This is a genomic window from Pseudoalteromonas sp. NC201 (genome assembly GCF_002850255.1).
Lineage (GTDB): Bacteria > Pseudomonadota > Gammaproteobacteria > Enterobacterales > Alteromonadaceae > Pseudoalteromonas.
This window is the reverse complement of sequence record NZ_CP022522.1, coordinates 1,518,817-1,532,535: the sequence shown is the minus strand read 5'-3', so window position 1 is coordinate 1,532,535 and position 13,719 is coordinate 1,518,817. Positions and strand designations below refer to the sequence as shown.

15 protein-coding genes are annotated in these 13,719 nt (G+C 42.6%); 2 read left to right on the top strand and 13 right to left on the bottom strand.

Features of this window, described 5'->3' with window-relative positions; genetic code table 11:
* Nucleotides 1-21: 21 nt before the first annotated feature.
* The 9 genes from PNC201_RS06300 to PNC201_RS06260 form a co-directional block, all read right to left on the bottom strand.
* The gene (locus PNC201_RS06300; RefSeq protein WP_102056519.1) at nt 22-597 is read right to left on the bottom strand and encodes a rhomboid family intramembrane serine protease; all 576 of its coding nucleotides are present in this window, start codon (nt 595-597) and stop codon (nt 22-24) included.
* A gap of 104 nt (nt 598-701) precedes the next feature.
* Nucleotides 702-1,682 (bottom strand): restriction endonuclease, encoded by a 981-nt coding sequence (locus PNC201_RS06295; protein ID WP_102056518.1) that lies wholly within the window; start codon nt 1,680-1,682, stop codon nt 702-704.
* Nucleotides 1,683-1,694: 12 nt separating this feature from the next.
* Nucleotides 1,695-2,237 (bottom strand): hypothetical protein, encoded by a 543-nt coding sequence (locus PNC201_RS06290; RefSeq protein WP_102056517.1) that lies wholly within the window; start codon nt 2,235-2,237, stop codon nt 1,695-1,697.
* Between the two features lie 309 nt (nt 2,238-2,546).
* The gene (locus tag PNC201_RS06285) at nt 2,547-2,873 is read right to left on the bottom strand and encodes a YbaB/EbfC family nucleoid-associated protein (RefSeq protein WP_010368987.1); all 327 of its coding nucleotides are present in this window, start codon (nt 2,871-2,873) and stop codon (nt 2,547-2,549) included.
* A gap of 63 nt (nt 2,874-2,936) precedes the next feature.
* Complete coding sequence (gene dnaX / locus PNC201_RS06280; RefSeq protein WP_102056516.1) at nt 2,937-5,264, bottom strand: DNA polymerase III subunit gamma/tau; 2,328 nt, start codon at nt 5,262-5,264, stop codon at nt 2,937-2,939.
* A 2-nt stretch (nt 5,265-5,266) separates the two neighbouring features.
* Nucleotides 5,267-5,812: an adenine phosphoribosyltransferase gene (apt, locus tag PNC201_RS06275; RefSeq protein WP_010606415.1), complete on the bottom strand. Its 546-nt coding sequence runs from the start codon at nt 5,810-5,812 to the stop codon at nt 5,267-5,269.
* A gap of 642 nt (nt 5,813-6,454) precedes the next feature.
* Nucleotides 6,455-7,204 carry an HvfC family RiPP maturation protein gene (locus PNC201_RS06270; RefSeq protein ID WP_102056515.1) on the bottom strand — a complete coding sequence of 250 codons (750 nt, stop codon included), beginning with the start codon at nt 7,202-7,204 and terminating at the stop codon, nt 6,455-6,457.
* Between the two features lie 2 nt (nt 7,205-7,206).
* The gene (locus tag PNC201_RS06265; RefSeq protein WP_102056514.1) at nt 7,207-8,043 is read right to left on the bottom strand and encodes an HvfB family MNIO-type RiPP peptide maturase; all 837 of its coding nucleotides are present in this window, start codon (nt 8,041-8,043) and stop codon (nt 7,207-7,209) included.
* Nucleotides 8,044-8,198: 155 nt separating this feature from the next.
* Complete coding sequence (locus PNC201_RS06260; RefSeq protein ID WP_039492461.1) at nt 8,199-8,738, bottom strand: HvfA family oxazolone/thioamide-modified RiPP metallophore; 540 nt, start codon at nt 8,736-8,738, stop codon at nt 8,199-8,201.
* A gap of 268 nt (nt 8,739-9,006) precedes the next feature.
* Here PNC201_RS06260 and PNC201_RS06255 point away from each other — a divergent pair, with 268 nt between their 5' ends.
* Nucleotides 9,007-9,993 carry a tRNA-dihydrouridine synthase gene (locus PNC201_RS06255; RefSeq protein WP_102056513.1) on the top strand — a complete coding sequence of 329 codons (987 nt, stop codon included), beginning with the start codon at nt 9,007-9,009 and terminating at the stop codon, nt 9,991-9,993.
* Between the two features lie 37 nt (nt 9,994-10,030).
* Nucleotides 10,031-10,405 (top strand): TraR/DksA family transcriptional regulator, encoded by a 375-nt coding sequence (locus PNC201_RS06250; protein ID WP_102056512.1) that lies wholly within the window; start codon nt 10,031-10,033, stop codon nt 10,403-10,405.
* On the opposite strand, the gene PNC201_RS06245 is transcribed toward PNC201_RS06250, so the two are convergent.
* Genes PNC201_RS06245 through PNC201_RS06230 form a run of 4 tightly spaced genes read right to left on the bottom strand, consistent with a single transcriptional unit; the run spans nt 10,368 to nt 13,713 of the window.
* Nucleotides 10,368-11,372 carry a hypothetical protein gene (locus PNC201_RS06245; protein ID WP_199539687.1) on the bottom strand — a complete coding sequence of 335 codons (1,005 nt, stop codon included), beginning with the start codon at nt 11,370-11,372 and terminating at the stop codon, nt 10,368-10,370. The genes PNC201_RS06250 and PNC201_RS06245 overlap by 38 nt on opposite strands.
* Nucleotides 11,373-11,423: 51 nt before the next feature.
* Complete coding sequence (locus PNC201_RS06240; RefSeq protein WP_102056511.1) at nt 11,424-12,683, bottom strand: tetratricopeptide repeat protein; 1,260 nt, start codon at nt 12,681-12,683, stop codon at nt 11,424-11,426.
* 11 nt (nt 12,684-12,694) lie between these two features.
* Entirely contained in the window at nt 12,695-13,309 is a 615-nt protein-coding gene (locus tag PNC201_RS06235) for an energy transducer TonB (RefSeq protein WP_010606405.1), read from the bottom strand.
* Nucleotides 13,309-13,713: an ExbD/TolR family protein gene (locus tag PNC201_RS06230; protein ID WP_010606404.1), complete on the bottom strand. Its 405-nt coding sequence runs from the start codon at nt 13,711-13,713 to the stop codon at nt 13,309-13,311. Before PNC201_RS06230 ends, PNC201_RS06235 begins: the two co-directional genes overlap by 1 nt.
* Between the last annotated feature and the right edge of the window lie 6 nt (nt 13,714-13,719).

Below are 13,719 nucleotides of genomic sequence, written 5' to 3'. Positions count from 1 at the left end.
TCACTGGTAGGTTATGCTGCTTTAACGCCGAGCAATACGCTTTTGCTTGGTTAAGTATGCCCCGCATAATCCGCTTAAAAAGCCAAAAATATGACTTGAACTACTCGTCTGTGCCGAAAAATCAAATAATGTCGCTAAAAAGCTAATATTGGCATAGTAAGTCAATACCAGCAGAGCTACAAAACTAACAATGCCAAGCACATCGCGATTGAATAGCGCAGCACCCAGCAGTAAGCCAAAGTAACCCATTACAATACCTGATGCGCCAATGTGATTAGCATGTCCAGCAAACAGCCACACCAACAGCCCTGTAGCAACCACAATAAAAAAAGTTGCTCGCTTAAACCTCGGTAATCTCGCTGCCAAATAGCCGCTAATACTTAAGCCGAGCAAATTACTCAGCAAATGTCCCCAGCTACCGTGTACAAAAGGCGCGGTTAACACACCACTCAAATGATGTACATTATGCGGTACAATCCCAAAACGGTAGACGGGTAAGCCAAAAATACCACCCAACACCTGTACGAGGCACATCACTGCCATCGCGTACAAAACCAGCTTAAAATTGGGCGGAAAAACTAGTGCACGTTTACTCATCTTATTGTCCACATCCCCGCTAATGGCACACCGCTGATAAGGTGGCTAAATTTTATTAACCTGTTAAAGCCAAGGGCATGTCACAACATCTTGGCTAAGGTCGATTAGAGTAACTTAGGAAGTACAGATAACCCTAGCTTTTCTTTAGTTGAAACAGACAACTTATCAACTTGAGAGATTATTTTTGCAGCTAATGCTTCTCCTTCCATAACACTTACCCCATGTTCACTTGCATATTCTTTAACTTCATCTGAAACAACACCTGTGGTAATCAACCATAAACTTACATTCGGTGCTTCTTTTTCAAATTCAATTAACTGATCAACTCCCCAATTACTAGTTGTACCTGAGTGATGCTTACACTGAACATACACGATATTTGTCCCAGAAAAGTCATCACTTTTTTCCGCCCTAATATCAATATCAGAATGATCATTTGTCTGACTTTTTGACATAATATGCGTTCGATAACCTTCAATTTCTAAGAGTTCAGCAATTAACTTTTCTAGACCATACCCACCACTTTCTAGTCTAGATTGCCCTGTTATCAATCTATCTAGCAAACTACGTTCAATATGTTTTAATTCAATTTCTACTCGAGTCTGAAATTCTGAGTCAAATTTTATCTCTAGGTTTTGCTGTAGTTTTTCAATATAGCCGGCAATTTCTTCTTTAAATTCATTAAGGTTGGCAATCGACATCCTTATCTTTAATCTGCTTTGTAAGCCCTCGGTTAATTGATACCTTGGGATCTTAACCAAATTACCATTAGACTTTTTAAAAAAATTGACCGCGACTCTATTAGCTCCATTCCAAGGTGTTTCAGCGAATGATTTTTCACCAACTGCAACCCCTATTAACACAGCCCTATTTATCGGAACTACTACGATATCGCCTGCTGAAATTTCAAAAAATCGTTTGATTTGATTTCTTTGTCTGCCGACATCGATTCCCCTCTCTTTAATAAACTCATCAATTTCAAAAAAAGAATTAAATTTACTCAAATTAATTTCACGCCAACCATAACCAACTAAAGCCTGCTCGGCTAAGTACTCTGGGCCTCTAACTAATATTATGTTTTTCATTTTGTTCGTCCTTTACAGGTTAAGCCAATGCCAAAACGCTTCGGGCATTTCTTGCTCTACCATTTCCATGGCTTTGATATCGACAGTACTGTTACAACCCATCAGAGGTACTTCAATTTCTCTTGATTGCTCAGCCCAGCTAACTTCAAAGTAACGAACATTTTCATCATCATGGCATATCTTAGTTACTCTACCGAAACCGTATAGCTTCATGGTTTTACCAAATTGTTCACGCTTTTTAAGGACAAGAAGGTCACCTGCACACACTTCATACCATCGATTTATCTGAACTTCACTCTCTAGATAGTCAAAACGACAAATCCCATTTTCTTTCCAAAAAATATCTAATCTATTTGAAAAATCAGCTTCGGGACAAAAGCCCATAAATAAAATTGATGTATCTGCAGGCTTACTATATGGGATCGCATCAAGTATTAACTTTGCGTCTTTATCTCCTTTGTTGAAAATGCGTAGCGCATTTTCCTGTAAAACGGCCATTTGAGCTCGCGTTAAACTGCCACTTTTTAGCTGGTCAAGTTGATTTTGAAACTTCATAAATCCACCTCCATATTTAGAATCGTTCGATACTGACACACTTAAGTTAGAACATTTCCACAGAAAATAAAAGCTTTATTATTCAAATAGATAAAACTAACTTTTAGTGTGAAAATGCTAAAATCTCGTGCTATAGAATCGGTTTAAATCCATTTAGAACCCTCTTTTTTCAAAAAAGTAGATTACGATGATAATTTTAAGGGATCAGATAAAGTAACAGCCCTCACCGAATCCGTGGTATCTATTAGGTATCCCTAAATTTCAGACAAAAAAATAGCGCCTTTAGGCGCTATTTTTATAGGATTCTTATTAAAACGGCATTTTGAAGCCTGGAGGCATTTGCATGCCGCCGGTGACTTCTGACATGCGCTTTTGCGTTTCTTCACCTACACGGCGCACTGCGTCGTTTACCGCAGCGGCTAGTAGGTCTTCGATCATGTCTTTGTCGTCTTCCATTAGGCTTTCATCGATTTCTACGCGACGTACGTTGTGGCTACCAAGCATAGTTACTTTAACTAAACCTGCGCCTGCTTCACCTGTTACTTCTAGGCTCTTGATCTCTTCTTGGGCTTTTTCCATGCGCTCTTGCATTTGCTGCGCCTGCTTCATGATGTTGCCCATTCCGCCTTTAAACATATTCTGCTCTCTTATACTTCAATTTGGTTTACTGTGATAAAAGATAAGGGCTAACGCCCTTAATTACAATGCCTGAACACTATTTTCGTCAAGCATTGCGTCAAATTCTTGGACAAACGCGCTGACGAGAGGATCGTCACGCATCGCCGCTTTAGCTTGGACAAGCCTATGTTCATCTAACTGTTGCTGTACCAAAAACGGCGTGTTATTTACCGTGTCGATATAGTTAATCTCAAGCGCGATTGGCTGCTCAAGTAATGCGCTTAGGCTTTCAGTTAGTTTCTCTCTCAGCACTGCTGAATCCAAGTGCTGTTGACTCGCATCTACTTGCAATTGTACCTGCGCGCCTTGCTGCGTTATCACACTGTGTAATGCATACTGGCGAATTCGGCCACCTAATTGCATCTTTTCAATCATGTTTGCCCAATCGTCGCTCTGGTGAGCAAACTTAATGCCACTGATTGGACTAACAAAGTTTTCCGGTGCGGGGATCTCCACTTGAATACTTTGCTCGTTATCATCTTGTTTTACCGGTGATAACTGCTCTAGCAATTCTGGCGCTAAATTTTCCGTAATAGGTTTATGGCGCTCTTGAAACGCTTCTTTCTTTTGCTTTTTTGGTGCCAAGCGAGGTGCTGCCGGCTGTGCGCGTTGCGGTTCAGGCTGATACTCAGGTGTGGTTACCGTGGTGGCTGGCGCTTGCTCTATTGGCATTGGCGCACTAGGCGCCTCAGACTTTTTTACCTCACCATTGGCTCCCACCAATCGACCCGCCCCAGAGATATTACGATTTTTTAAAATTCGTGCTATTGCTGACTGGGCTTGATTTTGCTGCTCGGTAACACTTGCTGTAGCAGCAGGTTCTGAAGCGTTTTGGTTTTGCACCTCAGGTCGAGACCAATCCTCTTGGTTTTGTGATGCCATTTGCGCGTATGCAGCATCATCAACTGGCGCACTTTCATGATGATGTGCAGGAACTTGTTCTTGGAACCCCTGCTCTACCGCCTGTGACATGATGCTGTCGTATTGGTTGGCCATCTCCGCCTCAGATGACACAGAGGCGACTGGTGCTTGGCTTTGCGCAGCAGGCGTTGGCGACACCGGCTCATACTGTGTTGTTTGTTGCGTGGTTGATGTCGTTGCTTCTGGTGCATATGTAGGTGTTGCTGTCGGCTGTACCTGAGGTGATGCCGCTACCGTAGCATTATCTTCTGTTGGCTTTTTTAACAGCGCTCGTAAATCCCCTACTTTGCTTTGCTTTTCAGAAGTCTCTTGGCTCACAGGAGCGCTAGGCACTACACTATGACTTTCTTTTTCGAACGCCATTAAGCGCAGCATTACCATCTCAAACCCAAGTTTAGGCTCGGGTGCCCACTTTAGGTCTTTTTTGCCATTTAACAGCAGTTGATACAACAACTGACCCTGTTGCGGTGCTAATTGCTCGGCAAATAGCTTAATGTCGTTGTTATCAAAATTTGATAACCGCGCAGCACTAGGCACAAGTTGAGTAAGCTGAATAACATGCAATAACGCAATTAAATCGTCCAGCACACTGACAAAATTACCGTTTTGTAGTGCTATTTTTTCAATCGCATTGAGTAAGGCATCACCGTCGTGACATAAAATTGCAGACAGCAAAATGACCGCATGCGCACTATCCATCAGTCCCAGCATAGATTGCACTGCAGGCACCGTTAAATTGCCATTTGTTTGTGCAATAGCCTGATCGGTCAAACTTAGAGCGTCACGCATACTGCCATCAGCGGCTTTAGCTAACGTTTGTAGCGCTACCGGATCAAAGGCAACTTGCTCTAGCGGCAGAATTTTTTCTAGCTGTTCAACTATTTGCCCTTGTGTCATTGCGTTCAGGTTGAACTGTAAACAGCGAGACAGAATAGTCACAGGCAACTTCTGTGGATCGGTTGTGGCGAGCAAAAATTTTACGTGCTCTGGCGGCTCTTCTAAGGTTTTAAGGAGCGCATTAAAACTGTGCTTCGACAACATATGCACTTCATCGATGAGATAAACCTTGTAGCGACCACGGGTTGGTGCATATTGTACGTTGTCTAAGATTTCTCGCGTGTCTTCAACTTTTGTGCGAGAAGCCGCATCAATTTCGATTAAATCGATAAACTTACCAGTTTCAATCTCAGTACAGGCACTACACTGACCACAAGGCGTTGAAGTAACGCCTTGTTCGCAGTTAAGGCTTTTGGCAAAGATCCTAGCAATGGTTGTTTTGCCCACACCACGTGTTCCGGTGAATAAATAGGCATGGTGTAAACGCTTTTCATTGAGTGCGTTAACCAGAGCTTGTTTAACATGCTCTTGCCCCATTAATTCATGGAAGTTTTGCGGACGCCATTTTCGCGCCAGAACCTGATAGCTCATGCTTATTCGCCTTCGAACTCTACAAGTGAAAGGATTTTGATCCCAAGATCGTTGATTTTCTTTTCACCACCAAGCTCAGGCAATGAAATAACAAACGCAGCATCAGTGGCTTCACCGCCTAAGCGCTTAACCAGTTTTGCTGTTGCTTCAATAGTACCACCTGTTGCAAGTAAATCATCAACAAGTAGCACTTTATCACCTGTTTCAATTGCATCTGAGTGTAATTCAAGCGTATCTTCACCATATTCAAGCTGGTAAGACTGGCTGATCACCTCACGCGGTAATTTACCCGGCTTTCTTACTGGAATAAAAGGAATACCTAACTCATACGCCAATGGTGCACCGAAGATAAAACCACGCGATTCAGTACCGATGATTTTAGTGAAGCCGCCATCTTTATAAGCCGCAACGAATGCATCAATTGTTGCCTTAAACGCAGCTGGATTTGCTAGAAGTGAAGTCACGTCACGGAACATGATCCCTGGTTTTGGGTAATTAGGAACCGTCGCGATACTATTTTTGATCAATGACATATTCTCTGTCGTCATAATTGCTTTGCTTTAAGTTTATTACAAAAGAGTGAGATTATAACAATTTTCTATCCGGTTGAAACCGACTGAGTGACTTTGTGTGTCAGGATGGGGGAAAAGCGAACAATTTAGTGAGTATTTTATACCAATTAGCTTAATTAAGTGATCTATTTTGAGGCGAGAAAATCTTGTCGATAACACCGCTTCCGCATCCTGCTCACGCCAAGGTACCTACATCCATATAGGCAAGGCGAAAGTTTTGCGATTTAGTTGTTCTAAATGAGAAATTTTTAACGCAGTTAGCGTCAGATTTGCTCCTTCAAATTGAGCAAGTATTAAGACTAATTGGTATATATCTGTATAGAATCGAAAAAGGCTGCGAAAAGCAGCCTCTAGGTAAATACGTTCAGCTTGACTTATGCAAGCGCTGTTGCCCAGCCTAGAATCGCGTTTAAACAACCAATTCCAGCGAATACAGCAACAAATGCAAGGAAATACTTTGCATTGAACGGATCTTTAAAGTCACCTTTAGACATAGATACTACCTTTAATTTTACAACTCGCGCCAACTGCATAGCAGCAGAAAGCATTGACTAGCGCCCTAGTCCGAGTTTAAGCACGACAAAAACAGGCCGTATAATAGTCGATGTTGCCAATAGCTTAAAGGTTTTTTGTTTTGATAATGCCAAGATCTGCGAATTCAGCTAGTGTATGCCGTGCCCCTTGCTGCAGCTGTTCAACGGTAAACTGAGGCACTTGCTGCGCTATAACATCCACAGTGTCAGTGAGTTGCATACCATCATTGGCTTCAATCACCGACAACATTAAGGCCGTCATCGGATTTAGTGCGACAAACTGAACTTCGTCCTCTTCGTCTCTATACAATGCAAAGCTAAACGTTTGCCCTGCTGTTTTAGTTGGCCTAAAGGTTTCACTGATCTGATGAACCGGATATTGATAATGTGCAACTCTGGCTGTACTTGCCAAGCTAATTTCAACATCTGCAAGCGCTTGTACCTTAATCGAAAGCTCATGCTCTGCTTCAACGGTCGTTGCTACATCTAGCTCTAGCCATTCATAGTGAGCAAGCTCTAACAAGAACTCAGGATCAGCTTCAGAGGGCTCGTATTCTGTTTGTAAAAACTGCAAGAACTCTTTGCTAATCTCTAAAAAGTATGGCGAATGACAATCGTGCTTAACAAAAAATAGCCTAATTAACGTCAACCAATCTTCATTAGTATACAAGCTTTTAAGTACAGGAAACGCACTGCTCACGAAGCCTTCAACATTATTAAAAAACAGCTCTTGATAGATTTTTAATCGCCGAGCTTCTACGCCATCAGGCGCAGGTTGGTTGTCTGGATCTCTAATATGCGCCATAAACTGCCGCTGAGTTTCTACAAAAGACATAACTATACCTGCTCCAAGCGCTTGGCGTATTTGGCCTGTATTGAAGAAATTTGCCCCGCTTCTGCCAGTAATTCTGCCATAGGAGGAATATTAAAATCTCGCTCTAGTAACGTCGGGAATACCCCATGAAGCTCATAGGCTTTATCTAACAAGTCCCATACTGGCGAAGATACCTCAGCGCCGTGAGTATCAACGAGTAAATCTTCGGCTTCCACATAATGGCCTGCGATATGGCCATATACAATACGCTCGCTTGGCATAGCCGCTAAGAATTGTTCAGCATCGTAGCCATGGTTAATAGCGTTGACATAGATGTTGTTGACATCGAGTAGCAAATCGCAATCGGCCTCAGCCAATACCCCAAGGGTAAATTCTAACTCCGACATTTGTTGTCCAGGAGCCGCATAGTAAGACACATTTTCTACAGCAATTCGACGTTCTAGATGTTCTTGGACCGCTCGGATCCGCTTAGCTGTATGATGGATTGCTTCTTCCGTAAAAGGGATTGGCATCAGATCGTACATATGACCCTCTCCCGAACAATAACTCAGATGCTCACTGTACGTAGCGATATTATGCTGTTTAAAAAATGTTTTTAGTTGTGATAAAAATTCACGATCAAGCGGTGCAGGTGAACCTAGCGATAACGATAAGCCATGACAGATAAAGGTATGTTGTTGCGTCAATGCTTGAAATTGCTTTGCAAGCTTACCGCCAAATTTTAGCCAGTTTTCTGGTGCAACCTCATAAAAGTCTACTTGCTTTGGTGGTGTATTAAGCACATCATCGACCATTTCACGGCGTAAACCAAGTCCTAAGTTGCCTAACTGCACTGTCATACTTCTCTCACTTTAGACATTATTTTGAAATAATCAGAAGCTCGCATCACAAAGGCTTTACTGTATGCACGGCTTCACTTTGGAATTACCCAATAGCGCCGCTTACCTTAACATAACTAGCTGCGCTATTGGGTCGAATACAATGGTATTCCTATTTAGTGGTTACCACCGCATTTACCTTCTCCGCACTTACCTTCTTTTTTGCCTTTGGCGTCGCCACCACATTTACCTTCGCCGCACTTACCTTCTTTTTTGCCTTTGGCGTCGCCACCGCATTTGCCTTCGCCGCACTTACCTTCTTTTTTACCTTTAGCGTCGCCACCACATTTGCCTTCGCCGCACTTACCTTCTTTCTTACCTTTGGCGTCACCACCGCATTTGCCTTCGCCGCACTTACCTTCTTTTTTGCCTTTAGCATCGCCACCGCATTTGCCTTCGCCGCACTTACCTTCTTTTTTGCCTTTAGCATCGCCACCGCATTTGCCTTCGCCGCACTTACCTTCTTTTTTGCCTTTAGCGTCGCCACCACATTTGCCTTCGCCGCATTTGCCTTCACCAGCGTCAAGTTGATAACCGGCAGTCATTGTTTCAAAACTAAATGGATTAGCACTTGCGTCCGTCGCGGTTAACCCCGCGGTACCCGCAACAACAGCGCTTAAAGTAAGGGCAATAGAGTTCTTTTTAACGGTATTCATAATGTTTGCTCTCTCAGAAATAGTAGATTCAATAAGTAGACCCAAACGTCTAAATATTTATTTCGCTAAACGTTTAAAAATTTTAGCTGTAATACCAATTCGCTAAGTTTTGGTTTACATCCAGTTATAGTCCATCTGTTGTCTTTTTGCTATTTGCGGATAACTAGGGGCTGCTGATGACTTGCAGCAAACAATTAGCTAAAATGTCGCGCTTTTCGATGAGTCATCAGTGACTCATTTTATTTTTGTTGTATCTGAAGGTTAACACATGAAGCTTGTTCTGGCGCCGATGGAAGGTGTAGTTGATTTTAAAATGCGCGAATTACTCACAGATCTCGGCGGCTTTGATCTTTGTGTCACTGAATTTATTCGCGTCGTTGATCTCACCTTTCCACGTAGGGTATTTACTAGATACTGTCCTGAACTATTAAATGGTGGTTATACCAGAGCCGGAACACCGGTTAGAGTACAGCTTCTAGGTCAGGTTCCCCATGCGCTTGCTGCAAATGCACGAAAGGCCGTAAAGCTTGGCTCTCATGGTGTTGATTTGAACTTTGGTTGTCCTGCAAAAACCGTGAATAAAAGCCGTGGCGGCGCGGTTTTACTGAAAGAGCCTGAGCAAATCTATCAAATCATTAAAGCGGTTAGAGATGCGGTACCAGAAAAGCATCAAGTAAGTGCCAAAATACGCCTTGGCTTTGATGATGATGCCAATAGCACTGAAATTGTCGATGCGGTCCAGCAAGGTGGTGCGTCGAGTTTGGCAATACATGCACGGACCAAGCGAGATGGCTACAAACCGCCAGCGTACTGGGAAAAGATCCCCTCTTTATTATCAAGGTTAACCATTCCTGTCGTTGCTAACGGTGAAATTTGGCAAGTTGAAGATGCACTACTCTGCCAAACACGTAGCCAATGCCAAGATTTGATGCTTGGTCGCGGTGCGCTAGCCACCCCCGATTTGGCAGCAAAAATCAAAGCGCATGTTAGCGGAACTCATTATACTCCGCTTACATGGGAAAACGTGGTCTACCATATCCTCCACTCTTCCATGCATCAAGATGAGAATATGAGTGAAAAGTACTTTTCGGCTAGAACAAAACAATGGCTCAGTTATCTGAAACGTCAGTATGACGGCGCACATGTTCTTTTTGATGAAATCAAAACGCTTAAAAGCAAAGATGACGTCATGAAGGTGTTGCAGAAATATGCAATGTCTCCAGACATTGATTCAAATCATAACAGTGAAGTTTGACTGAAATGATAATGGGGTGTCGGATAGGAGAGCGCCCATGAATGAAAACACACAACACTACGAACAAAGCCTACAAGCAGAACTTACCACACTTAGAAGCGACTTCTTGGGAGAGTTAAAAGCTTCACCCAATGAGTTTACTCATAATCTTGCCAATACCTTAGAGCTTAACCCACCTAATAAGTGGCTTGATATTGTGATGGAGAAGATAAATCCTGAGCAATTTCCACTCTATGATAGATTGATGAAAGTCGAAGCGGCATTATGCCAAATGGAAATCGGTCAGTTCGGGTATTGCTGTGATTGCGAGCAGACAATAGAACTTGAGTTGCTAGAACACGATCCAGCAACCCAACGCTGTCGCAGTTGTAAGACTAAGGCTTTAAAAAGTGGGGATATGCAGCAAAAATAGTCGCTGGGAAATAGACAAGATTAGCAATCAATTGTTGTGCTTGTTGTTCATTCAGCGCTAGTTTTGAGTTAAGCGCAACAAATGCTTGCTTTTGTGACCACCCTTGATAATGAATTCCCAAATCCACCGCCATCAAAGTCACGATTAGCGCCTTATGTTGCTCTATTGCCTTTGTACATTTTGCTACGGTCGAAGGCACATTAATAAACCCATCTCGCCAGTTGAGCCCTGCAATTCTTTGGCAGTTAGCCGGCAATAATTCCAGAATATAAGGTTGTTGAGTATCAGGCATTACCTTGAGCACACTCGCTTTGCTATTTTGATCATCAAACTTTGATAACATCGCCAAAACTTTAGTAGGTGAATCTTGAATAGCCCCATAAAAATTGAGCTTTGATTGATACCATTCTTTTCCATTGGGTAGTTGATGGAGTCCAAGCATAGCTCTTGGTTTATAATTACTCAGATAAGCTAACAAGGCCGAACGTGATGGTGCGTCAATATCCGAACTTTCAAGTTGGAGCATTAAAGTATCTCGCTCTAACCTGTTCAAGCGAATATTACTTTCATCGGCCTCTTTTAGCTTTACTTCTACAAACGCAAGCCACTTTCCAAGTTCATTGCTACTTACTTTATTTTTAACATTTTCCAGCACTGATATGTAAGCAGGCCAAGGCAAGTAGCGTTCAGGATATCTTTCCTGAATTCTTAAATAATCTAACTCTTTATGAGCCATAACATCTGGTTCATTCAACTCACTAGATAATAAGGCATGCCTTAGTTGTAAGTAAGCTTCTGTGAATGGTAATACACTAATTTCATCGTCGGAGGGCTTGCTTAAACCATTATTAAGAGAAAGTAGTGAAGTTCTGAGCTCTTGGTAACTTACAGTTTGCTTCTGTTCAGTACAGCCAAAAAGGAATATAAGCGTAGCCAAAGTAAAACAGATCAGTAAATGCTTTTTCATAGTTCCACATTAAAATTTAGAATCAAAAAAGCCCCTTTCGGGGCTTTTTTACTAGAGACTTACGCCTCTACGCTGTGCTTTATCTTTGATAAAACCAGACCAACTTTTCGCAAATTTTCTAGTGCGAGGATCTTCCTGCGCTTTCAAAATTGCAGAGTAAGCTTGCTTAAACTTATCCTGATAGAAATAAGCTTCAGCCAAGTCTGTATAGGTATTGCCTTTTTTATCAGTACCGAGCTCTAACGCCTTGTTTAGTCTCACAATAGCTGCACTAAACTGCTGATCCTGAAGTAAAAGACTACCTGCTTTACCATAAAGTTCTGCGTCATTGTCAAACTTCGCAGCTTCTTCGTAATATTTAGCAGCATCGCTGATATGTTTAGCTTGGTGGTAGTAACTTGCAAGCGCTGTTACGTTCTGCTTTGTTCGTTCAATTTTGCCATCTTTGATCGCTTTTTCGAACGTTTGAGCTGCACGCCAAGGATCTTCTGTTAAAGAGTATAAGCTTCCAAGAATCTTATAATCATTCTCTTTTTCAAAATAACCTTTTTTATACGCCACCTTCATTACAGTCATACCTTTGCTGTAATCTTCGGTTTGCAAATAAAAACCACCCAGCTGTGTCCAAGCTTTCGGGTCTTCAGGGAAAACACGTACTAACTCTTCACCAACCTCTACAGCCTTTTTGAACTGTTTTAATTCAAAGTACGCCGCAACTTTCATCAGGTAGTATTGCTTATTAGGCTCTTCTACACCCGCAATCGCTTTATCAGCTGGAGCAATCACATTCGTATATTGCTTTAACTCATAATAAGCTTGAGCGATACGACCATATACTTTGGCGTCATTTTCACCAGTAAAGTCCATCCACGCTTCATAAGCCTTAATGCCTTCTGCGTACTTTTCAGTACCAAGCAAAAGGTCACCTAACAGCTTCATCAAATCGCCTTGCTCTTTGAAGTTAAGCGCGTCAGGCGCAATGGCTAGACGTGAGTATTTAATCGCTTCGGCGTAGTTTTCCTTTTGAGCATAAAGCTGGCCGAGGTAACGGTTGACTGTCGCTTTATCGAAATCATCTGAAGGATCAAGTTCGCGAAGCATTGCAATTGCTTCATCGACCTTTTCTTCATTATAGAGTTCGAACGCTTTAGCAACTTTTTTACCTACACGCTCACCCATGATCTTAGTTTTTGCCGCTTTGCGCTTTTCTATTTCTTCATAGTTAGGCGCTGCAGAAACTGAGCTTGAGTAAATACCACCAGTTAACGCTATCAAGAGAGCAAGAGCTGTAAATTTAGGTAAACTTTTCATGTCCTGCCTCCTTAATCTTGGTTTAACTTAAAGTCAAGCTGAACTGTGATGCCAGGTTGCTTTTGTGGCTTACCGTCAACAACCTTAGGACGGTATTTCCACTTGCGTAGTGCACGTTTTGCTTCGCGGTCAAAGATGCGCTTCGGTTCAGCGTCGATAACTTCAATATCGTCAACTCCACCAAGCTCATTGATTGTGAATGATAAACGTACCCAACCTTCTTTGCCATCACGAGCAGCTTGAGGTGGATATTTTGGCTCGATTCGAACGATTGGTGTTGCATCACCGTCACGACCAAACTCACCAGGTCCAGATAAACCACCTGCGGTTCCACCTAGATCAATACTAGGCATATTAAAGCCGATATTTCCTGCAGTCGGATCAGCCGTGTCAGGCTGAGGCGGCTGCGGTTTAGGCGGCTGCTTTGGCGGTGGCGGCGGCGGAGGCGGGACACGCTTCCGCTGCTGCACCTTTGATTCAGGCGGATTCGACATAATCTCGACTACGATTTGTTCCTTTTGTACATCTGCCCTATCTGCTCCTCCGGAGATAAGATATGACATGAAAAAGAACAAGCCGAGAGTTACTGCCCCACCTGCTAGAAGTGAAAACAGAAGTCGAATCATTACTGATCTCCAGCTATTGAAATCTTCAAGTTGTCGCCAGTCGCTTTAATTTGGTCCATAACCTTAACAACTACGCCGTGTTTCGCACCTTTGTCGGCTTGAATAATAATCACGTCAGTAGGCTGTTCAGCCATTAGACTTTCAAGGTTTGCACTTACACGCTCAACATCAACCTGGCGCTTATCCATCCAAATCTCACCGTTTTCACGGATTGCGATAAAGATGTTCGCGTTTTTGGTTTTTTGTGCTTGTGCCGCTTTTGGCTTGTTAACCTCAATACCAGCTTCTTTAACAAAAGAAGTGGTTACGATGAAGAAGATAAGCATAATGAATACGATGTCTAGCATCGGCGTCATATCTACTGCTGCATCTTCCTCTTCACGAAAACGTTGTTTACGTGCCATAGTTCA